At 42.0% G+C, this 20,236-nt stretch carries 22 protein-coding genes; 12 read left to right on the top strand and 10 right to left on the bottom strand.

The features are described from left to right. The first annotated feature begins 8 nt into the window (after positions 1-8). Entirely contained in the window at positions 9-1,202 is a 1,194-nt protein-coding gene (locus tag AB4140_RS14920; protein ID WP_372001530.1) for a conjugal transfer protein TraF, read from the top strand. A 61-nt stretch (positions 1,203-1,263) separates the two neighbouring features. On the opposite strand, the gene AB4140_RS14915 is transcribed toward AB4140_RS14920, so the two are convergent. Further along, positions 1,264-2,004 carry a sulfite exporter TauE/SafE family protein gene (locus AB4140_RS14915; protein WP_102475366.1) on the bottom strand — a complete coding sequence of 247 codons (741 nt, stop codon included), beginning with the start codon at positions 2,002-2,004 and terminating at the stop codon, positions 1,264-1,266. Between the two features lie 150 nt (positions 2,005-2,154). Further along, complete coding sequence (gene metJ, locus AB4140_RS14910) at positions 2,155-2,469, bottom strand: met regulon transcriptional regulator MetJ (RefSeq protein WP_076538901.1); 315 nt, start codon at positions 2,467-2,469, stop codon at positions 2,155-2,157. Positions 2,470-2,676: 207 nt separating this feature from the next. Between metJ and metB the strand changes: the two genes are divergently transcribed. The 7 genes from metB (at position 2,677) to AB4140_RS14875 (ending at position 10,873) form a co-directional block, all read left to right on the top strand. Continuing rightward, a complete protein-coding gene (gene metB, locus AB4140_RS14905; protein ID WP_102436608.1) occupies positions 2,677-3,837 on the top strand; it encodes a cystathionine gamma-synthase in 1,161 nt (386 codons plus the stop codon). 62 nt (positions 3,838-3,899) lie between these two features. Continuing rightward, a complete protein-coding gene (locus AB4140_RS14900) occupies positions 3,900-6,293 on the top strand; it encodes a bifunctional aspartate kinase/homoserine dehydrogenase II (RefSeq protein ID WP_102436610.1) in 2,394 nt (797 codons plus the stop codon). A gap of 338 nt (positions 6,294-6,631) precedes the next feature. Next, complete coding sequence (locus tag AB4140_RS14895) at positions 6,632-7,315, top strand: c-type cytochrome (protein WP_102436612.1); 684 nt, start codon at positions 6,632-6,634, stop codon at positions 7,313-7,315. A gap of 9 nt (positions 7,316-7,324) precedes the next feature. Further along, positions 7,325-8,368, top strand: coding sequence for a c-type cytochrome (locus tag AB4140_RS14890; protein ID WP_102436614.1), 1,044 nt, complete (start codon positions 7,325-7,327; stop codon positions 8,366-8,368). Between the two features lie 112 nt (positions 8,369-8,480). Further along, complete coding sequence (locus tag AB4140_RS14885; RefSeq protein ID WP_102531227.1) at positions 8,481-8,738, top strand: cysteine-rich CWC family protein; 258 nt, start codon at positions 8,481-8,483, stop codon at positions 8,736-8,738. A gap of 303 nt (positions 8,739-9,041) precedes the next feature. Continuing rightward, on the top strand, positions 9,042-10,409 hold the full coding sequence (locus AB4140_RS14880) for a sodium:alanine symporter family protein (RefSeq protein ID WP_102436618.1): 1,368 nt from the start codon (positions 9,042-9,044) through the stop codon (positions 10,407-10,409). A gap of 71 nt (positions 10,410-10,480) precedes the next feature. Next, positions 10,481-10,873 (top strand): hypothetical protein, encoded by a 393-nt coding sequence (locus AB4140_RS14875; protein WP_372001527.1) that lies wholly within the window; start codon positions 10,481-10,483, stop codon positions 10,871-10,873. A gap of 64 nt (positions 10,874-10,937) precedes the next feature. On the opposite strand, the gene AB4140_RS14870 is transcribed toward AB4140_RS14875, so the two are convergent. From AB4140_RS14870 to AB4140_RS14850, 5 genes are all read right to left on the bottom strand, one after another. Beyond that, positions 10,938-11,114, bottom strand: a complete 177-nt coding sequence (locus AB4140_RS14870; protein ID WP_198590449.1) for a hypothetical protein — start codon at positions 11,112-11,114, stop codon at positions 10,938-10,940. A gap of 304 nt (positions 11,115-11,418) precedes the next feature. Then, on the bottom strand, positions 11,419-12,108 hold the full coding sequence (locus AB4140_RS14865) for a TorF family putative porin (protein WP_102436622.1): 690 nt from the start codon (positions 12,106-12,108) through the stop codon (positions 11,419-11,421). 288 nt (positions 12,109-12,396) lie between these two features. Further along, entirely contained in the window at positions 12,397-12,669 is a 273-nt protein-coding gene (locus AB4140_RS14860) for an HU family DNA-binding protein (RefSeq protein WP_102436624.1), read from the bottom strand. Positions 12,670-12,910: 241 nt separating this feature from the next. Continuing rightward, positions 12,911-13,708: a response regulator gene (locus tag AB4140_RS14855; protein ID WP_372001525.1), complete on the bottom strand. Its 798-nt coding sequence runs from the start codon at positions 13,706-13,708 to the stop codon at positions 12,911-12,913. An 87-nt stretch (positions 13,709-13,795) separates the two neighbouring features. Next, the gene (locus tag AB4140_RS14850; protein ID WP_102436628.1) at positions 13,796-14,182 is read right to left on the bottom strand and encodes a hypothetical protein; all 387 of its coding nucleotides are present in this window, start codon (positions 14,180-14,182) and stop codon (positions 13,796-13,798) included. A 103-nt stretch (positions 14,183-14,285) separates the two neighbouring features. On the opposite strand from AB4140_RS14850, the gene AB4140_RS14845 reads away from it, so the two are divergent. Further along, entirely contained in the window at positions 14,286-14,795 is a 510-nt protein-coding gene (locus AB4140_RS14845; RefSeq protein WP_102436630.1) for a DUF4240 domain-containing protein, read from the top strand. Between the two features lie 94 nt (positions 14,796-14,889). Here the strand turns inward: AB4140_RS14845 and AB4140_RS14840 are convergent, their stop codons facing one another. Further along, positions 14,890-15,225, bottom strand: coding sequence for a hypothetical protein (locus tag AB4140_RS14840; RefSeq protein ID WP_102436632.1), 336 nt, complete (start codon positions 15,223-15,225; stop codon positions 14,890-14,892). 357 nt (positions 15,226-15,582) lie between these two features. On the opposite strand from AB4140_RS14840, the gene AB4140_RS14835 reads away from it, so the two are divergent. Continuing rightward, the gene (locus AB4140_RS14835; RefSeq protein ID WP_102436634.1) at positions 15,583-16,113 is read left to right on the top strand and encodes a DUF3016 domain-containing protein; all 531 of its coding nucleotides are present in this window, start codon (positions 15,583-15,585) and stop codon (positions 16,111-16,113) included. Between the two features lie 99 nt (positions 16,114-16,212). On the opposite strand, the gene AB4140_RS14830 is transcribed toward AB4140_RS14835, so the two are convergent. Next, on the bottom strand, positions 16,213-16,524 hold the full coding sequence (locus tag AB4140_RS14830) for a prephenate dehydrogenase (protein WP_076540628.1): 312 nt from the start codon (positions 16,522-16,524) through the stop codon (positions 16,213-16,215). 50 nt (positions 16,525-16,574) lie between these two features. On the opposite strand from AB4140_RS14830, the gene AB4140_RS14825 reads away from it, so the two are divergent. Together AB4140_RS14825 and AB4140_RS14820 are read left to right on the top strand one after the other, a co-directional pair. Continuing rightward, positions 16,575-17,486: a TraB/GumN family protein gene (locus AB4140_RS14825; RefSeq protein ID WP_102475361.1), complete on the top strand. Its 912-nt coding sequence runs from the start codon at positions 16,575-16,577 to the stop codon at positions 17,484-17,486. A 141-nt stretch (positions 17,487-17,627) separates the two neighbouring features. Beyond that, positions 17,628-18,497 carry a MaoC/PaaZ C-terminal domain-containing protein gene (locus AB4140_RS14820; protein WP_241901136.1) on the top strand — a complete coding sequence of 290 codons (870 nt, stop codon included), beginning with the start codon at positions 17,628-17,630 and terminating at the stop codon, positions 18,495-18,497. A gap of 101 nt (positions 18,498-18,598) precedes the next feature. Here the strand turns inward: AB4140_RS14820 and AB4140_RS14815 are convergent, their stop codons facing one another. Continuing rightward, complete coding sequence (locus AB4140_RS14815) at positions 18,599-20,224, bottom strand: mechanosensitive ion channel family protein (RefSeq protein WP_102436640.1); 1,626 nt, start codon at positions 20,222-20,224, stop codon at positions 18,599-18,601. Positions 20,225-20,236 lie beyond the last annotated feature (12 nt).

The following is a 20,236-nucleotide window of genomic DNA, read 5'->3' as shown; positions in this document are numbered from 1 at the left end:
AATGGTGAATGATGAGATCCTTAGCGCTGCTATTGTTTTTACTGCTGTTTGCGATAAATACGCAAGCGGGTCAGCTTTATTTTGAAGCTCGCAGTGATAGCATGGGCGGTACAGGTGTAGCCTCATCAAGCCGTATCGGCGCAAGTTTTATTAATCCCGCTTTACTGGCTATTTACGCCCCAAAAACCAATGAGTTCTCCTTACTGTTACCGGTTGTGGCTGCTGAAGTGGATGATAGCGACAATATGCTTGATAAGTTTGACTCACTACAAGACAGTTTTGATGACTTAGAAACGGCCATAAACGGCAATGATACTGATGATATTGCTGGTTTTCGTGATGATTTAGTTATTAATTTAAATGCCCTCAACGGCACTAACGCCTCGGTATCAGCCGCAATTGGCGCAGCATTAGTATTGCCAACTCAAACCGTGCCAATGGCGCTATTTTCCAAAAGTCACCTTGACGCTATGGGCGTTGCTGATATTGCTCAAGGTGATATTGATATGCTGACTAATCTCGATCCCGCCAACCCTCCTGCAGATCTCACTGACTTAGACTCTCAAGGCATTGTATTAGCCGCCGGAGTCACAGATTTTGGGGTGGCGTTAAGCTTTCCACTATCTATAGTTAACATGCCTGTAAAAGTTGGGATTTCACCTAAGTTTCAACGCATTGATACCTATCATTACAGTGCCAGTGCCAATAACTTTGATGTCGATGATTTTGATGATGATAAATATCGAAATGATGACAGCTTATTTAACCTTGATCTTGGGGTGGCTATTGAGCCAACAGAAAGCTTAACCTTAGGGCTGTCTGCTCGTAATTTATTCAGTAAAAAAATAACCACAGTTGAAGCTCAAGGACGGACATTTGAATACCAAATTGAGCCGTTAGTCACAGTGGGAGCTGCTTATGATTGGTCCAGAGTCACCTTAACCACGGATATTGATCTGGTGGAGCAAAGCCGTTTTAGCGAGTTTGATGCGGTGCAGTATTGGCGAGTGGGCGGTGAAGTTAAAGCCACTGACTGGCTGTTTTTACGCATGGGCTACCGCCATGACTTAAAAGATAATAGCGTAGATATTTACTCTTTCGGCACCGGCTTTGCCATCGGCCAAGCCTTTAAGCTGGATATGAGCGGCAGCTATGGTGATGATGCCATTGGCGCTGTGCTGCAAACTTCTTATCACTTTTAAGCGTTATCATTTTTAGCTGTCATCATTGTTGCATTTATATCTGCCACAAAAAGATGATCGACTAGCCTGCTGATAATTCAATTAACGACTTAAGGGTTAGCAATAATGCACTTAAGCTACATAACACCATAGTGGCGATGCGAGTCTTATTTTTATCAACCTTATTGGTTAGCTTTCCTGCGGCAATATTTCCGAGTATGACAGATGGCAATAGCATCAATGACAACCACAGATGCTTTTCTTCCACTAAGCCTGCAAGCATTAAAATAATCAGTGCGATCATTGAGCTGAAAACAAAAAAGATCGATAGCGCGGCTCTAAACTGCGGCGCATCTTTACCGGCTAATAAAATCGCTAATGGTGGCCCACCAATGGCGGCAATATTTCCAAATACCCCCGACAAGACACCTGCAATAAATAGCGAAAGCCGATTTACTGGCGCTGTGATCTTAAAAATACTCAGCAACACCGCTGCGCCGACAATAAAGGCAATGGCTAACCCCAGTACTGCTTGGGGGGCAAACAGTAATAAACCTGCGCCCATAAAGCCACCAGGTATTCGCCCCAGCAGCGCATATTGCAGCCCATTAAACTCCAGTTGAGTACGTTCACGCAATAAGGTCAATAAGGCGATGGAAAAACCCATCATAATCACAGGGGCTGGGACTAATTGTGGGTCGATGATATAGAGAAGTGGACTGGCAACAACCGCAAGCCCAAAACCGATAAGGCCTTGGGTTAATGCGCCTAGAAAAATGATAACCGATGCAAGCATCAAGGTCTGCGGATCGATAAATTCCATTGTCGACTCTTTAGGCGCAATACTGCAACTCACTCTCAGCTTGAGAGCTCGATGCGTTAAATGACGAGCAGTGTTTGATTAATTGAGCAGGCTTATGCTTTAGCGCAAGTACTTTAGCGCAAGTACTTCAGCGCTAGTCGCTAGCTTGACTTAATCAAGATCTTCCCACTCAATTCCCATGGCATCCATCAAAGCTTTTGCTTCAGATGGGATGCTATCAGGCCCTTCTTTTGATAAGTCACCGTCATTTGGCAGTGGTTGTCCAGTGTAGGCATGCAAAAATGCTTCACACAGTAGTTCACTATTGGTTGCATGACGTAAGTTATTAACCTGGCGGCGGGTACGTTCATCAGTCAATACTTTTAAAACTTTTAAAGGTATGGATACCGTGATTTTTTTAACTTGTTCATTTTTTTTGCCATGTTCGGCATATGGGCTGATATAGTCGCCATTCCATTCAGTCATTAACTCACCTTTATACGATAGATTCGTGGCAGATTTTAACCGCTAAATAATAACAGTCAAATTATTGCGGTTATTCTATAACGAATGGAAATAGATTTCTTTATGTTTAGACGTCTAAACGGCTGATTTGTATTGACGATGTGACTTAGCTTAGGTACATTTAGCCATCTAGACATCTCTTTAGTGTGTATTCTTTAGGAGTTTACAATGAGCAAACATCGCGCAGCTACGCTAGCAGTACGCCAAGGTATCGAGTCAGATACCCAATACGGCGCTGTAGTCCCGCCGATTTATCTATCAACAAACTATTCTTTTGATGGGCATAAAAACCCTAGAGAGTTTGATTATAGTCGTTCAGGAAACCCGACGCGCTGCGTGTTAGGTGAAGCCATTGCCAAACTTGAACATGGCGCTACTGGGGTGGTTACTTGTACCGGTATGGCTGCGATTACCTTGGTCACTAGTTTATTAGGCCCCGATGATTTACTGATTGTGCCTCACGATTGTTATGGCGGTAGTTACCGTTTGTTCACAAATCTTGCCAACAAAGGCCAATTTAAATTACTGGTGATTGATCAAACAGATGAGCAAGCACTCAGTGATGCGATTGCTCAGAAACCTAAAATGGTGTGGTTAGAAACGCCGTCAAACCCATTATTACGTGTTGTTGATATCAAAGCTATTGCTGAGCAAAGCCATAAAGTCGATGCCTTAGTTGTGGTTGATAACACCTTTTTATCGCCAATTTTGCAACAGCCATTAGAGCTAGGCGCTGATATCGTCATGCATTCCACCACCAAATACATCAATGGTCATAGTGACGTTGTAGGTGGCGCTGTGGTGGCAAAAGACCCTGAACTGGGTGAGTTACTACACTGGTGGTCAAACACCTTAGGGCTAACAGGCTCGGCTTTTGATAGTTACCTAACCTTACGTGGCATTCGTACTTTAGCTGTACGTATTCGCGAGCATCAAAAAAATGCTGAGCAAGTTATTGACGTACTTCAGGCCAGCAATCTTGTCGAAAAAGTGTATTATCCAGGCTTAAAAGACCACCCAGGTCACGATATTGCAGCTAAGCAACAACAAGGCTTCGGCGCTATGTTAAGTTTCGAACTTAAAGGTGGTGAAGCAGAAGTGGTCGCCTTTTTAAATGCACTGTCTATTTTCAGTGTTGCTGAAAGCTTAGGCGGAGTGGAAAGCTTAGTTGCCGTACCTGCAACCATGACCCATAGAGCAATGGCGCCTGCAGCACGGTATGAAGCTGGCATTAAAGATACTTTACTGCGACTATCTGTCGGGATTGAAGATGCTGAAGACTTGGTTGCCGATATTGAAGTAGGCTTAGCTGCTGTCGCTGCGCTTTAAGTTAATCTCCCTTGGCTATATTCATGTAGTCAGGCTGGTATATGTTGTTTAAGGAGTGAAAAATGGCCCGCAGTCATTTACATAAATTTGGTGGTTCAAGTCTTGCTGATGCAGATTGCTATCGCCGCGTTGCCCATATTTTACTGACTCATGGCAACAGTGATGATTTAGTCGTTGTTTCAGCTGCGGGTAAAAGTACTAACTTTTTATATAAATTACTCTCCTTAAGAGAAAACGGTGACTTGTGGCAAGAAGAGCTACAAGTACTGGTGAGCTATCAGCAAAACCTGATTGAGCAACTTCTCTCAAACGAACAAGCGCGCGATTTACGTGAGCGCCTATCAACCGATAAATCGCAATTAGTCAGTTTATTGTCCCTTGAAGAGCGCAATGAATTTCAGCTCAATCATGTATTAAGCTTTGGTGAGCGTTGGTCAGCACGATTAATGGCAGCCTTATTAAGAGAGTCTGGCGTTGCTGCCGCGAATATTGATGCCTGCTCACTGCTGGTGGCTGATGAAGGGCCTGTGCCGAATATTCGTCTTGATGAGTCCCGCGAAAAAGTCCAAAAGCTGCTGGATGCTAATCCAAATACACGGTTAGTGATCACGGGCTTTATCTGCGCCAACAGTAAAGGGGATACATTATTACTTGGCCGCAATGGCTCAGATTACAGCGCCACCTTAATTGCCAGCTTAGCGGACATTGAACGAGTGACTATTTGGACCGATGTTGAAGGGGTATTTAACGCTGATCCGAATAAAATTAATGATGCCAAATTACTTGAAAGCATGTCACTTGCTGAAGCCGATCGTTTAGCTAAACTCGGCTCGCCAGTACTGCACAGCCGAACTTTACAGCCCTTATTTGATACTAATGTTAGTCTCGCGGTGCGCTCAAGTTACGCATCACATACTGACTTTACCCTTATTGCGCCCCAAAGTTCGTCAGCTAGCGCTCCAGTGGTTACCAGTTTAAATGAAGTGGTGCTGTTTCGCTTTAAGCAGCAAGCGCTAATTCAAACCACACTCAAATTACTTGAGCAAGCCGGTATTGCGCCGCTAGCATATTGGTGCTCTGCCCATCATAAAGTTGAACTGGCATTCACTGCTGAAAACCAAAAGCAGGTACAAGCGTTACTGGAGCTACATAGTCATGAGCTATTAATTAGCGATATCCATGCTCATACTGATTTAGGTTTAGTCGCTTTGGTTAGTGCTGATGCAGAGCACTACCGCCGCAGCTTTGCCCGATTATTAAGTCGCGATGCCAAACCCCTGTATCAAGATGGTTTGAGTTTAGTGACCTTAGTGCCTAAATCTCAGGTTAATTTACTCACCCAAAAAGTACACCGACGCTGCGCAGGCCCGCGATTGCGTATTGGGGTATTATTGCTTGGGGTCGGTAATATTGGTGAAGCCTGGATTGATTTATTTCAGCGCTCATCCACCATGCTTAACCGTGAACTAGAAGCCAATGTGCAACTTGTGGGTTTAGTGAGTTCAAAAGAGGCGCTCATTTGCCAGCAAGGAATAGATGCCAATAACTGGCAAGATGACTTTGATACCACAGCAACAACATGGGACTACCCTAGTTTATTTGAGCAGCTTGAGCTGCTCGACTGCGATGAGCTGGTGGCCTTGGATATCAGTGCTAGCGCCAGCTTAACCTTACAATACCCAGAGTTTTTCGCTCGAGGGATTCATATGGTGAGCGCCAATAAACTTGCAGGCTCAGGGCCGTTACCTTTTTACCGTGAGCTTAAGCAGCAGCTAAGTAACCGGCGTTTATTTTGGCGTTACAATGCCAGTTGCGGCGCTGGCTTACCAGTACAGCATGCCCTAAACGATTTACGCAATAGTGGCGACAATATCGAAGCTGTTGGCGGTATTTTTTCAGGTACTTTATGTTGGCTGTTTGAGCATTACGATGGGCAAAAATCTTTTTCTGAACTCGTGGTTGAAGCCCGCGGATTAGGCATTACAGAGCCAGATCCTCGAGATGATTTATCTGGCCGAGATATGCAGCGAAAGTTACTTATTCTGGCCCGTGAAATTGGCTTTGAGATTGAGCTTGATGCCATTGAATTAAATTCATTAGTGCCAGCTGAATTAGCCGACTTGTCGTTAGATGACTTTTTAGCGCGCATTGGCGAGTTAGATGAGTTTATGTTGCAGCAATATAGTGCAGCCTTTGAGCAAAATAAAGTCTTAAGGTATGTGGCATCTTTAGATAAAGTCGATGGCAAAATGCATGCTGAAGTAGGCATTCAATGGGTCGACTCGAACCATCCCTATGCCAGTTTAACCCCTGGAGATAATGTGTTTGTCATCCGCAGCACTTTTTATCAGGGCAATCCGTTAATTATTCGCGGCCCAGGTGCTGGCCGAGAAGTTACCGCAGCAGCTGTGCAGTCTGACTTAGTACAAATCTGTAAGGATTTACTGCAGGAGTGATCCTTAAGCGCGAGTTAAACGACGATTAACTTGGTTGAAAGATTAACTTTAAAGGCCTATTCCCTAACGGAATAGGCCTTTTTTATTGTCATAAAATAGCGCTAAAAGCATAAGCTCAGAGTTAACTTCACTCCCAGTCGATTTGCTGATGATTAATCGACAACGACCTTTTCATTATCAGTCTTTAGCCTGCAAATGTTCGCTGTCTGTTCTTTGGTAAGCGTATTTGGGTTACTTTTTCTTTGGTGGAGAGTATTCAATTAAGTCACATAAAGTGGATCTGATTGACTACATTTATTATTCCAGTAGCTAAACATCATCCAAGGAGAGGGCGGTATATGAAATTCCTTTTACAAGTCATCACGATAATAGCAATAGGGGCAAGTCGTAACTTGGCTATTGCCGATATTCCTGCTCAATCTCCCAAAGAGTTATTGCAAACCGTACCCACACAGGCGCAAGTTTGTTTAACTTGCCATGGTGTTAATGGTGAGGGTTTAGGTGTTATAGGGCCTAGGTTGGCGGGTTTATCCAGTGAGTATATCGCCTCGCAGCTGGTTAATTTTCAAATGGGTAATCGACAAAGTCCCACAATGTCGGCGATGGCTGCGACAGTACAAGGTGATGCTATCCAAGTCGTTGCTGATTTCTTTGCCGCTAAAACAGTAGCTGAGATCCCATTGCAATACCGCGGTGACAAGGTTGTGATAACTGATACGGCGGAAAAATTGGCTTATCAGGGAGATTGGGGCCGCGATATACCTGCCTGTACTAGCTGTCATGGACCTTCAGGCATTGGCGCAGCCAACTTCCCTCGACTTGCAGGCCAAGAACCTAGCTATTTAAAAAACCAACTATTGGCTTGGCAAAATGGTACTAGAAAAGGTGATGTCGATAATATGATGGCTAATATTGCCGCTAAGCTGACTGCTGATGAAATTGACGCATTGTCAGCGTACTTTTCAGCTTTAAAACCTCTGGTTCAAAATGCTGCTGCTCAACAGCCTTTGGCACAAAAATAAGGACATACCATGAAACTGTTTAATTATTTAGTCGCAGGTGTGTTTATCAGTTCAGTTAGCGCTGCAGAATTACCCGATAGGCAAGCTCAGATCCCCGCTATAGCAAAAGATCCCGCAGCGCAGTATCTGCAACCTAGCGATTTATCAGCTATTCCAGAGGGTGAGTTTGGCGACAAAGTACGTTTGGGCTATCAGATATTTGTTAATACTCAGCAATTAAGAGATAAATATGTCGGCAATGAGCTTAATTGCGTTAATTGTCATATGAACGCAGGTAATAAAGCCAATGCTTCACCGCTATGGGCTGCCTATATGGCTTATCCCGCTTATCGAAAGAAAAATGACAAAGTGAATAGCTACCAGGAACGGATTCAAGGTTGCTTTACTTATTCAATGAATGGTACAGCCCCCGCATCAGGCAGTAAGGAACTTGTGGCTATCTCAGCTTATTCTTATTGGCTAGCCATGAGCGGTTTACTGAATCAATTTAATCTCGATAGCAAAGTAGCAGAGTTGAGTGATGTAGAACTGGTAAAAGGTGGCAATAGAGAAGAGTTCCCAATTCCAGCTGCAGTGAAAGCTAAATGGGATCAAAAAGCCTTAACTTCACTTGCTGGCCGAGGTTTTCCCAAGTTAGAAGCGCCAGAACAAGCTTATTCAACTGAGCGAGGCGAAATAGTTTATCAAACCCATTGTCAGGCTTGTCATGGCGTTGATGGTCAAGGCATTAAAATGGCTAATGTGAGCGCTTTACCGCCATTATGGGGGCCGCAAAGCTACAACTGGGGCGCAGGGATGCATAGAGTGAACACTGCAGCTAATTTTATCTATGAGAATATGCCGCTGGGTAAAAGTATTCAGCTAACAGTGCAGCAGGCTTGGGATGTGGCAGCTTTTGTTAATGCCCATGAAAGGCCGCAAGATCCGCGTTTTAAAGGAGACCTGCCACAAACCCAAAAAAGTTATCATCAACATGATGGCTTTTATGGCAAGCAGCAGCTTGGTAATGTTTTAGGCGCCGAAGCTTATCCAAATTTTCCTGTTAATAAGTAGGACTTTAACCAGTTTCAAGCTTATGCTTTTAAGCTACAATCGTTAAGGCATAGCCTTATCTCATAAAGCATTTTATGGAAATTAAACCAGTTAACGAAACAAAGTGAACCAGATGAAAGATGTAGAAATATACTCACCAAACCAAGCAAATGAACCATTAGTATCTGAGGCACAAGACGCGATTTTTGAGCCATTAGCGTGCCCCGTTTGCCAGCAGGTTAATCAATGCGCTGTTAGTGCGGGTAAACCGATTGAAGACTGCTGGTGTTTAAGCGCTTCAGCTAAAGCTGTGATCAGTGACAAGCTGCGCACAGAGTTAAAGGGCAAAGCCTGCGTCTGTCAAAGCTGCTATCAAAAACTGTCCCAGTGAAGGCCTTAATGACTGCTTATTCAGGGTGTTTAGGCTAGGTTGTAATGGTTCAATAAGATTTAAGCGCTAATTTAGTTAGCGCTTTTTTTATAATTAAATTAATTTAATTGGCTGATAAAAAACTGTTATTTGCTGATTTGTTCGGTTTGAATCGTACCGATGTTTCCAATTTAGTGCCAATGAAGGTAATCTGAAATTCACGCACTGATGTATTAGTAGTGTGAACGCAGTAACCGTAAAAATAACGTTTAGTGATAACGATTAATAATAACTATAAATATTTAACTCATTATGAGGTTTTCAATGGAAGGATTAACGGCATTTATTAATGCAGTAAACAGCATCGTTTGGGGCGTACCCATGTTGGTGATGATTTTAGGAGTGGGATTATTTTTATCTATCGGATTAAAATTAATGCCAATCCTAAAATTAGGCACTGGTTTTAAACTGCTGTGGTCGGGTCGAGCAACCGACAGTGATAGCACTGATAAAGGTGAAATTAGTCCTTTTAATGCGCTAATGACATCGCTCTCAGCCACCATAGGAACAGGTAATATTGCTGGTGTGGCTACCGCTATTTTTATTGGTGGGCCAGGGGCATTATTTTGGATGTGGTGCACCGCATTAGTGGGTATGGCGACCAAATTTGCCGAAGCGGTATTGGCAGTTAAGTATCGTGAAAAAGACAGTAATGGCAATCACGTCGGTGGACCGATGTATTACATTAAAAATGGCTTAGGCAGCAAATGGGCCTGGTTAGGGACAGCGTTTGCGATACTGGGCTCTATTGCCGGTTTTGGGATCGGTAATACCGTGCAAACTAACTCAGTGGCAGATGCCATGAGTGCTAACTTTGGCGTGCCGAGCTGGGTTACTGGTTTAGTCTTAATGGTACTCGTCGGTGCAGTACTCATGGGCGGTATTAAACGTATTGCAGAAGTTGCTGGTAAACTCGTGCCGTTAATGACCCTGTTTTATATTGCCGCGGGTTTAGCTGTTTTAGTGGTATATGCAGACCAAATTCCTGCAGCATTTGAATTAATTATTCACAGTGCGTTTAACCCAGTTGCTGCTCAAGGCGGTTTTGCTGGCGCAGCTGTTTGGGCTGCGATTCGTTTTGGTGTCGCCCGTGGTGTGTTCTCCAATGAAGCGGGCTTAGGTAGTGCGCCCATTGCTCACGCTGCAGCGCAAACCAATGATCCGGTAAAGCAAGGCTTAGTGGCCATGCTAGGTACATTCATTGATACCATCATTGTGTGCTCTATTACTGGTTTAGCGATTATTGTTTCCGGTGCTTGGACATCAGGTGAGAACGGTGCAGCACTAACTTCATATGCATTTTCACATGCACTGCCCATGGGTAATTATATTGTGGCGGTAGCACTTGCTGTGTTTGCCTTCACGACTATTCTAGGGTGGAGTTTTTATAGTGAGAAGTGTGTTCAATACTTGCTTGGCGATAAAGCGGTAAAACCATTTCGTTTAATATGGACCCTTGTGGTACCCATAGGCGCCGTGAGTTCATTAGAGTTTATTTGGCTGTTGGCTGACACGCTTAATGCAATGATGGCCATTCCTAACTTAATTGCGCTAGTCCTATTAAGTCCTGTGGTCTTTGGTTTAACCCGAGAGTATTTTGCCAAGCAAAAAGCTAAGGCATTAGAGAGCTAATATCGCTATCGCGATAAATTACGATGGCATACACAGGGAGTGTATGCCTTTACTCAGAAGGAGTACTATCGATGAAACTTTCAAGCCAGATACTTCCATTGAGTTTTTTGCTTATGGCTTCATTAATCGTCGGTGGCTGTAATGGCATCTCTATAAGAACCAATGCTGATGAATATATTACTTACCAAGCTAAAGCTTCAACGGTTGAAATCTATCAGCCCAGTGAATTGTATAACCATGACAATGAACCGCTAGGTGAGGTGGTGACGACGTATTGCGCTAACAAACCTGAAGTAATAGAGGTTGGTGTCCCCAGTATCAGCATGCTGAAAAAAGAATTAAAAGTGCAAACCCAACAAAGGGGCGGTAATGCACTCATTATCACAGACTGCGGCAAAATGATTTACCCAGCCTGTTCAATTTATTTAGAGTGCAATGGTCTTGCATACTTCTTAAAGTCTTAATATTAAGGTGAAGCCTTAATTTTATAAAAAGTATTGGCCTAATGACCCCGTAACAGGGGCTAGGCTAAAATAAATCATCTTCCCCTAAGCTTTTTCGCAATTCAGCTTGTTCGAGATAATCATCCAAGCGCCGCTTAACCTGTCTTTTGTGTTCAATAATTTCAGCGGAGCGTTGATTTTTTGGTGAAACCATTGCCTCGATTTCAGTATCATTTGGGATAGTCTCAGTAATATTAGCCATCACTTTATCCTCACATGGGTGGTACTCGTAAAGCATAATTAATGGCTTTACATAAACGGTAATCACAGCCTGAACGGCTTGAAACCGTGAGCACAATATTGCTACTTTATTGCTGAGCAATAATTTGCTAGGCAGCAGAAAAATAACCTCATAATTTGAATGTAGCAGCTAATAAAAAAAATGCGCACTTCTGTGGTGAGGATTTTGAGGCTCAGAGCAATAAAAAACGCCACCCTAAGGTGACGTTTTTTGATTTTTTAATAATTTAGATTAAATAGCTAACATCATTTAATACTTTTGATGGTTATAGATCGAAGCTATATGAGTAACCAAGAACAATTTTAGCATCATCATCTTCTAAATCAGTATCTGTTGCCATGAACGAGATAGTACCGAAATCAGTATCAGTGCTTAGTGATACGTTGTACTCAGAATAGCTATCAGTGCCGTACCAGCTGGTGATTACATCACCGTTTGAGTAACCATAATGGAAACCCAGTGACACTTTTTCAGTTAATGGGAAAGTCAGGTTAGCTTGAGCATACATCATATCTTTTGAATCTAATGGGCTTTCAGCAATATCATCACCGCCATTGACTGTGTAAGAGTATGCAACATCTAACCATTTCCACGCGAGACCAACTGTTACTTCACCAAAATCAACACTGCCCGGTGAATCTGGGTAAGCGTAATAAAGGTAGTTAATGTCGTAGCTTAAGTCTTCTGTAATGTCACCACCGAAACCGGCATACACATCAAGCTCATAAGAGGTGCCGTCACCAAAATCTACATTTGATGCCCAACCACCGACATAGAAACCTGACTCATGGCCATAATCAATGCCCCCCTGAACCGCAGCACCACTAGTTTGTGACACACCACGCCAAATATAGTCTGACGTCGCGCCAATATTACCCGTGACTTCAGCTAAAGCTGTAGTGCTTAAAAGTAAACCTGTTGATAGCGCAATAGCTTGATACAGAGATTTTTTCATTTTCATTCCCTCAAAGTTTTATTATTCAATTAGCATCTTGCATAAAGTCGGGTCGACGCTAAATGTTGTTTTATCTGAGGTACGTGTTGCTAATGATGTGCCATGTTTATAAAGTTAAATTAATCAATAGCTTAAAAATTACTGCACATTTATGTTGCATTTATGTTGCCACTTAATGATGCGTAGTTGCACTTTAATTGTGCAGTTTAAGTGTTGTTTTTACTTATTTATGCAAAAAAAAGACATAAAAAACCTCCAAAAAAGGAGGTTTTATCGTTTTAGCGGTTTTTAGTTAACACTATTTTTTAGCGTTTTACCTGCTTTAAACTTAGGTACTGTTGCTTCAGCAATTTGGATCTCTTGGCCGGTTTGTGGGTTACGACCTGTACGTGCAGCACGAACTGATGTTTCGAAAGAACCAAAACCTACGATAGAAATCTTGTCGCCGTTTTTCATGGCTTCAGTTACCGCTTCTTCAAAAGACTTTAGTGCACGACCCGCTTCAGCTTTTGTTAACTCAGCATTTTCTGCAATTTTTGCAATTAATTCACTTTTGTTCATGTTGTATTCTCTGCTTTCCATAGATGTATTTATTTAGAACTAGATTAACATGCCATAAGCCATAAGGCTTTGAAAGCATTTTATCTGATAAATGTGCTGCTATATTGCTAATAAGTAACTTTTTAGTGATCTAGTTAGCTTAAACTCGGCTGAGTGAATTAACTGCTTCTGCCGTTTTTATCAAGTTTATTGATTTGTTGCTGCTCATTTTGAACTTTGGCCTACAAAAATTTGTTAGCTATCAATCTTCTAACAGTTGATACAGGAGTTGCTTCACTAACTTAGGTTCAAAGGGTTTATCACATAGCGCATTAACACCTGCGCTTGATACGTTGCTTAGGTGGGTATCGTTAGCTTCTGATGACACCATCAAAATCGGCACATGAGACTGCTGGCTTTGGTGGCGTATATATTGGGTCAATGCCAGTCCATCAATACTTGGCATATTGTAATCGGTGATTACTAAATCAAACATTTGCTGTTGCATTAATTCGATAGCTTCAGCGCCATCAGTTGCCTCGCTTATCATCCGAATACCTAAATTAGTAATAGTTCGTTTGATAATGTTTCGCGCCATGCGGCTATCATCAACCACTAAAGTGCGAATATCCTGAACATCAAAATGGCTTAGGTCCAGTTCGTCATTACTGATTAAATCAATAGTGGAATTCAGTGCTGTGGCCAAATGATCGGCATCGAAAGGCTTAGGTAAAATCGCGACGGCTCCAGATTGCCTAAATATTTCCAGTTGCTCACGGCGACATTCACTGGATACCAACATAAATTGAATATCTTGATAGTCAGAGTTTTGTTTAATAAAACTGAGTAGTTCAGTCGCTTCACCGTCAGTAAAGTGTAAAGCGCTGACAATGAGATCTGGCGTGTGTCGAACAATAATCTCTTTAGCTTGAGCAAGATTAGCGGCGGTTTGTATGCTATGTACGCCTTCTTGTTGCAGGCGTGAAATAATTATTTTTCTCTGAACATCAGATGGTTCAACTAGCAAAATGGATAATTCACTGGGCGATAAATGGCTCATTATATAGCTTCTTATTATTCGATCTGAGTTTTATGGGCGCATGTTAACTTATGCTAAGGGATGAATATAGTCAGCAGGGCGCCTTTGTTAACTTTTGGGCTTCAAATAAATCGCTGTTTCTTTACAAAATGCCACCCAGTATTGAAACACCAGCAGTGAAAATAGTACCGCAGCAATGGCAGGAATAGGGATATTAAAGCCATTGAACACCACTTTTACATCTTCAGGAGTGATTTGATAGGCGATAATAGCAGTGGTAGACAGTGCTAATATCGCTAAGGTTTGAATGGCTAAATATACCTTTAAGGCAATGCTGGCCCAGTGGGTTCGCATTAATAAGCCAACCAACACAGGGATAACGCCGATACTGAATAAATCTATACTTTGAATGCTATAAGAGCGCCAAAGGGCCACAATAGACAGTAACACGTACAATGCAATTAATAGGGTTAATCTTAACGGTGGTTTATTCATAGTATTATTATCATTATTGGAACTATGTGAGTGGTCATGTGGTGTAGAATAGCGTGAGTAGAGATAGTTTGTGAAAACGTTTTTTAAGAAATTAGGATAAGTAATGACTGAGGCGGAATTTTGGTCTTTGGTGACCCGTAGCCATCCTGAGCAATCAGAGCAAGCGTGCCATGATCAATTAGTGGAAAAATTGTCGGCGCTCGATGATGCTGACTTAGCGGCTTTTGATAAGATATTTGGCCAACAAATGCGCCGCAGTTACCGCTGGGATATTTGGGGCGCAGCTTACATTGTTACTGGCTGTGATTCAGATTATGGCTTTGTGGAGTTTCGAGGGTTTATTTTATCCTTAGGTGAGACCTGGTATAACAAGATTATTGCTAACCCCGACTGTTTGGGCGAGCTTGAGTTATGGCCAACAAAAGATGACTATGCTTATCCCTTTATTGAAGATTATGATTTGATTGCCGGAAAAATCTATGAAGACCGCTGCGGTGAAGAGCTGCCTTTTGTACCCTCTGGTCAGCATACTCCTCAAGGTAAAAAGTTCAGTACCAAGAAAAAAGATCTCCGTAAAAACTATCCTTTATTAAGCCAGCGTTTTCCATTTTAAATATCGCTGAAAGTTAATTAAGCATCCACAAAAAATGCAGCTTTATAGCTGCATTTTTAGTGTAATTGAGGTGTAAGCCTGTCAATCGGCAGACTTAGCTACTGCAAGTTTCTGATTGAGTATCAAACTCTAAACCGTATTTAGCGCAGGCTTGAGTCATAAACTTGTGTGCAGCGGTTTGTAACTGCTGATCAAGGTTTTTCTCTAATTCAGCATTAAACTCTTGCTCAGCGACTTGTATATGCTGGTTCATTAATTGCTGGTGTTGTTTTATCGCTTCGGCGCCTTTTGAATCGATATCAAATTGATGGGCAAAGCTTGAAGATGACACCAGCATGGCGATAAAAACTGTCGCTGCGAGAGCGATAGGCTTAATCATCTTATTGCTGGTAGTTGTGCCGATTGCTGTATTGGTTTCGATGTTATTCATATTAACTCCAGTATTGATACGTTAATTGCTATTAGCGCTGAATCCTTGAGCGATATATATGTCCAAATTTTATTCGTTGGTCAGTCTTTCGCGATATTCACCTTGATATTGTTAAGGGAAATAAGGCGCTAGTACTTGTTGAGAGACACATTAATCTATTTTTACTGAATGATTACTGAACAGTTAGTTTGTTATTTGAGCAGATTTTGGGTTGGTCGGTATTAATCTCTATCAAATGTTGTTTCAGCAAGTATTGCTAGAGTAGGTTAAGCTTATATTCAGGTAACTGCTTGTATAATCCGACAAGTATAGAATTGTTGATTTTTTAAACACTAGGTTCATAGCTAGGGGAAAATGATGAAAATGAAATATTTACTATTAGCAGGTGCATTGGTATGTAATGTTGCTGCAGCTAAGGACGAAGTCGTGGTCAACCCAGTGACTGAAGACGGTGTGGTTAAAATTCAATGGCAAGAACCTAAAAAGTACCGAGATTTAAAAACGGCCAATGAAGTGAAATCTCGTTTTCAGCAGCGCTTTTTCGACACTATGACTAAAAATATCAACAAAGAAGCTGAAAAGATTTTAAAACCAGAGCAGAAACTTGAGATGGTGGTTTCTGATGTGGATTTAGCCGGTGATCTGCGGCCAACATTTGGCGCGACCTCCGCTAGTGAACTGCGGATTGTAAAAGACTTATACCCACCACGTATGACCTTTAGCTACAGCATCACTGAAGGTGAGCAAGTGATTATGGCCGGTGATGAAAAGTTAGTTGATATGAACTTTATGTATGGCACCCATTCAACCCGTAATCAAAAGCCGTTTGAGTATGAGACTAAAATGCTTGAAGATTGGTTAAAGAAAACCGTAGCACCTAAGTTATAAATGTCTATGATTCAGTAGTTTATGTTATATTTAAAATCTAAAGCGGCTTATTGATAAGCCGCTTTTTTGTGCCTAAACATCACTAAGTGCTGGTGTCAGCTATTTGGTGTTCTGTTTGAATAAGTGCAAGGTTTGCAGCAAAGCACCGAGCTTTTTCACATAAGCCTCTAAGGTTTCAGGCGGAATATGTCTGAGTTCTTGGATCTCATCTAACTCGTCAGCTAATTCTTGTACATAAGGCAAGAAGCGGTTACTACTTTGGCTAAAGCCTTGTTCTTCGGTAAAAATTGCTACAAACTTACCGTGGCCGACTTGGTGTAATTCATCGAGTCTTTTATCGGCATCAATGGCTTGACGGTATCCTGTTTGCAGGCTTTCTTTTATTTGCTGGATAACTTTGGTATACGGCATGATAGCCTCATTCAACATCTTCAAATTAAGCTAAATTATAAGGGTCTGCTATGGGACTAACAAGTCTAATGGATTTTAAATTAACGTTTGCTGCAACAAAGCGTTGCTCTGCTTATTTGAGTTTGTTAATCGTCGCTATTTTAAGCTGTGGTTTAGCGACTGCAGCTGAAACCGACACGCCGCCTTTTTATAAAGTCACTTATCAAGGTAAACAGGCATTCATATTAGGCTCAATTCATGTGGGCAAAGCTGATTTTTACCCGATGGCACCGGTTATTGAGCAGGCTTTTTCTCAGGCTGATGCATTGGTAATTGAAGCGGATGTGACTAAAGCCGATACTCAACAACTATTAGGTCAATATGGCCTAGCAACTCCAGCAAGCAGCGTCGATTTAGGGCAGGCTTATCCAGCTTTTTGTAAACTCAATTTAGCGGTTTGTCAGGGATTATCGCCTTTAGCGCCATGGCTTCAGGCTGCGCAAGTAGCATTAGTGCGTTTCAGTCAGTTAGGGTTTAGCGCTGAAGAAGGGGTGGATGTGACTTTTGTAGCTAAAAATCAAGGGCGCACTTTGTTAGAGCTTGAAAGTGTGGCCTACCAGTTTGAGTTGATTTCATCTTTTAGTCAGCAAACGCAACGGCAAATGTTAGATGAAGCGGTTGAGACAAGTGATGAAGAAATGCTGGAAATGGTGGCCGCTTGGCGCGGTGGAGATAAACAAAAACTTGCCGATATCATGGAGCATCAAAGCGATGATGTAGCCAAAGAATTAGTTGAAAAACTGCTGTGGCAGCGGAATCAGCAAATGAGTCAGCGCACCATAGCGCTATTAAACGAAGGCAATTATCAGCAGCTGTTTATCATTGTCGGTGCAGGCCACTTGGTGGGCCGCCAATCGATGCCGATGATATTAAAGCAAACAGGGGCTGAGGTAACAGATTGTTGGCATGCCCAGTGTTTATAAACGCCAGTGAGTAAACTTTGGGGCTGTGCGGTATTTTTACACTGTAGTATAATGCGCGCATTAAAGCATTTGTGAGTAGTGTGAAACGGAGAAATACCGTTATTTTGCACAGTAATTTCACCGTATAAAAAGGTAAGCCACTTGAGTAACGATTACTCTATAGCATTAACGTCAATGCCGTCGTTGTTGTCTTTATACCGCAAAATATTATTATCGCGTAAGCCTGGTTGGGATCAGCAACCTTTACCAAAGATCCATGTACAGACGGATGGCATTAGATTATCAGATAAGAAAATTCGTCAATATGCTGAGGTATGTCAGTTTGATTATGATGGCAAAGTGTTACCGCCAACATTTTTGTACGTGCTTGCATTTAGATTACATGCCACCATTTTTACCCATAAAGCGATTACCTTTCCTTTATTGGGGATGATCCATCTTAAAAATAGCATTAGCTTGTATCGGCCTATTAACGCTGATGAGGTTTTTAAGGTTGAGTGCAACCTTATTACTAGCCAAACCACGGATGCAGGACTTGAATTTGAACTAGAATCTAAAGTCTATGTTGGTGATGAACTCGTGTGGCAAGCCTTATCAACTTACCTATACCGTATTGAGTCTAAAGGCCGCAGAGCAAGACCACCGCGAGCTTCTGATATGGTGTGGGAAGACGTCAATACCTGGTCATTAGCTGAAAATTTAGGCCGTCAGTATGCCAAAGCCTCAGGTGATTATAACCTGATCCACCTGCACCCAATGGTGTCTAAGCGTTTTGGTTTTGATCGTGTTTTAGCCCATGGAATGTGGTCTAAAGCCCGTTCACTTGCTGGGTTGATGCAATTTATTGGTGATAGACCATTTAAGGTGGACGTAGAGTTTAAGTTGCCAGTATTTATGCCTTCGGATGTCACCTTTGCTTTTGAAAGCATAGAAAATGGTAAGCGTTTTGAAATGCGTGATATTAAAGGCCGCAGACCACATCTAATGGGTACCATGTCGTACTTAGATTGATACCCTAGCGTTATCGGTAAATGCATAACAAAAAAGCCCGCAGCAAGAAATTGCAGCGGGCTTTTTAGTATTTTAAGGCTATTAGATTAACTTGTCACAGCTTAGTCTGCCGCCTTTTCATGATAAATATGCACATCTCGTTGTGGGAATGGAATACTGACGCCTTGGGCATCAAACTGCATTTTCACTTCACGAGTAATATCCCAATAGACTTCCCAGTAATCCACTGGATTTGCCCAAGGGCGAACCACAAAGTCTACTGACGATTCACCGAGTGTATGTAACTTAATCGTCGGCTCTGGAAACTTTTTCACTTTTGGGTGAGCCATAACAATATCGGTTAAGATTTTTTCCGCTTTAGGAATATCATCGCCATAGCCAATGCCAAAGGTCATATCCACACGACGTTCTTGCTCGGCGGTGATGTTATTGATGGTATCGCCCCAAATCTTATTATTAGGAATAATCAAGCGTTGGTTATCTAAGGTTTTCACTGTGGTAGAGACTAAGCTCATATGGCTAACACGCCCCGTAACACCTGCAGCATTGATTAAGTCACCGACATCGTAAGGGCGGTAGATTAAAATCATCATTCCTGAGGCAAAGTTAGATAAGGTATCTTGCAAGGCAAAACCGATAATCACACCAGCGATACCAAAACCTGCCAGCAGTGGTGCTAATTCAAAGCCAAGTTGTGATAGTGCGATAAGCAAACCTAACGCGAAGATGACGTTACCAGAAATAGAGGTGAAGAAATCTTGCAATAGCATGCTGAAATTAAGCTGGGAAGAATTAACTGCTTTGCGAACCACTTTTTTAACTAATTTAGACACTAAGCTGGTTAAAAATAAAATGATGATGAAGATAACCACTTTAAAGGTAAGCCCTGTGCCATTTTCCAGCGCTTGATTTTTAGCTATATCCATCCAGTCATTCAGTAAGCTTGACGCTACATCAAAGTTTAAAACATCTTGAGTAATATCCCCTGAAACACTAAATAGCGTTTGCTTAATTTGCGCAGTGTCTTGTCCTAAGTCATCAAGCATATCGGCGGCAATACTTAAACTGCTGCTGTGCTGTGATAATCGCTCTTTGAGTTCAATAACTTTGGATTTTTGCTCGGCAGTGATATCAGCGCCAGCAGTTGATGCGTCACTAATCGCTTGTTTAAGTTGGTTTTGGGTATAGTTGACGATACTTTCAAGATAGTCAGCCCGCAGGGTTAGCTCATTGGTTAATGCTGTTTTGGCACTGTCGACATTAATATTTAAGGTGTTGGCCCAATTGATTGTTTGTAGTTCAGCCTGTAAGTAAAGATCCCTGTCGGCTTCACGATCAATAACCGCTTTCATTGTTTGAGTCTGATTTTCGTCATCTAATGCCAGTTTCAGGGCTGTGATGTCATCATCTAAATATTTACCGACATTATCTAAAAAGCCCAATTGTTGCTGTATTTGCGGGGTGAGATAGGCTAAATCCGGGTTTTCTTGATTAACTAATGAATCTAATTTTTCTCGTAGTTGATTGTTTTTATTCAGAATGCGGAATTCACTGATTGCTTTTAATTCACCTTTTGCGGTTTTAAGGTAGCTTACATCGGCATCAATGCGTTGTTGTAGTTGGGCTATTTTATTAATGGTTGCAGGGTCAGCTGGCGCTGCAACACTGCTTTGTGAAAAGCTCATTAAGCTGACGAAACAACATAAGATAAGCAAGATTCTAGGCATGATAAACGTCCT

The organism is Shewanella sp. 10N.286.51.B2, from assembly GCF_041469265.1.
Lineage (GTDB): Bacteria > Pseudomonadota > Gammaproteobacteria > Enterobacterales > Shewanellaceae > Shewanella.
The sequence above is the reverse complement of the archived record's forward strand: the minus strand, read 5'-3'. Positions and strand labels throughout refer to the sequence as shown.

What these genes read in the sequence shown, in the direction of transcription:
- AB4140_RS14895 (WP_102436612.1), top strand. Translation starts at nt 6,632, where the DNA reads ATGAAATTCCTTTTACAAGTCATCACGATAATAGCAATAGGGGCAAGT.
- AB4140_RS14860 (WP_102436624.1), bottom strand. Translation starts at nt 12,669, where the DNA reads ATGAACAAAAGTGAATTAATTGCAAAAATTGCAGAAAATGCTGAGTTA.
- metB (WP_102436608.1), top strand. Translation starts at nt 2,677, where the DNA reads ATGAGCAAACATCGCGCAGCTACGCTAGCAGTACGCCAAGGTATCGAG.
- AB4140_RS14815 (WP_102436640.1), bottom strand. Translation starts at nt 20,224, where the DNA reads ATGCCTAGAATCTTGCTTATCTTATGTTGTTTCGTCAGCTTAATGAGC.
- AB4140_RS14900 (WP_102436610.1), top strand. Translation starts at nt 3,900, where the DNA reads ATGGCCCGCAGTCATTTACATAAATTTGGTGGTTCAAGTCTTGCTGAT.
- AB4140_RS14880 (WP_102436618.1), top strand. Translation starts at nt 9,042, where the DNA reads ATGGAAGGATTAACGGCATTTATTAATGCAGTAAACAGCATCGTTTGG.
- AB4140_RS14870 (WP_198590449.1), bottom strand. Translation starts at nt 11,114, where the DNA reads ATGGCTAATATTACTGAGACTATCCCAAATGATACTGAAATCGAGGCA.
- AB4140_RS14855 (WP_372001525.1), bottom strand. Translation starts at nt 13,708, where the DNA reads ATGAGCCATTTATCGCCCAGTGAATTATCCATTTTGCTAGTTGAACCA.
- AB4140_RS14840 (WP_102436632.1), bottom strand. Translation starts at nt 15,225, where the DNA reads ATGAATAACATCGAAACCAATACAGCAATCGGCACAACTACCAGCAAT.
- AB4140_RS14915 (WP_102475366.1), bottom strand. Translation starts at nt 2,004, where the DNA reads ATGGAATTTATCGATCCGCAGACCTTGATGCTTGCATCGGTTATCATT.
- AB4140_RS14885 (WP_102531227.1), top strand. Translation starts at nt 8,481, where the DNA reads ATGAAAGATGTAGAAATATACTCACCAAACCAAGCAAATGAACCATTA.
- AB4140_RS14825 (WP_102475361.1), top strand. Translation starts at nt 16,575, where the DNA reads ATGGGACTAACAAGTCTAATGGATTTTAAATTAACGTTTGCTGCAACA.
- AB4140_RS14875 (WP_372001527.1), top strand. Translation starts at nt 10,481, where the DNA reads ATGAAACTTTCAAGCCAGATACTTCCATTGAGTTTTTTGCTTATGGCT.
- AB4140_RS14845 (WP_102436630.1), top strand. Translation starts at nt 14,286, where the DNA reads ATGACTGAGGCGGAATTTTGGTCTTTGGTGACCCGTAGCCATCCTGAG.
- AB4140_RS14835 (WP_102436634.1), top strand. Translation starts at nt 15,583, where the DNA reads ATGAAAATGAAATATTTACTATTAGCAGGTGCATTGGTATGTAATGTT.
- AB4140_RS14850 (WP_102436628.1), bottom strand. Translation starts at nt 14,182, where the DNA reads ATGAATAAACCACCGTTAAGATTAACCCTATTAATTGCATTGTACGTG.
- AB4140_RS14890 (WP_102436614.1), top strand. Translation starts at nt 7,325, where the DNA reads ATGAAACTGTTTAATTATTTAGTCGCAGGTGTGTTTATCAGTTCAGTT.
- AB4140_RS14865 (WP_102436622.1), bottom strand. Translation starts at nt 12,108, where the DNA reads ATGAAAAAATCTCTGTATCAAGCTATTGCGCTATCAACAGGTTTACTT.
- metJ (WP_076538901.1), bottom strand. Translation starts at nt 2,469, where the DNA reads ATGACTGAATGGAATGGCGACTATATCAGCCCATATGCCGAACATGGC.
- AB4140_RS14920 (WP_372001530.1), top strand. Translation starts at nt 9, where the DNA reads ATGATGAGATCCTTAGCGCTGCTATTGTTTTTACTGCTGTTTGCGATA.
- AB4140_RS14830 (WP_076540628.1), bottom strand. Translation starts at nt 16,524, where the DNA reads ATGCCGTATACCAAAGTTATCCAGCAAATAAAAGAAAGCCTGCAAACA.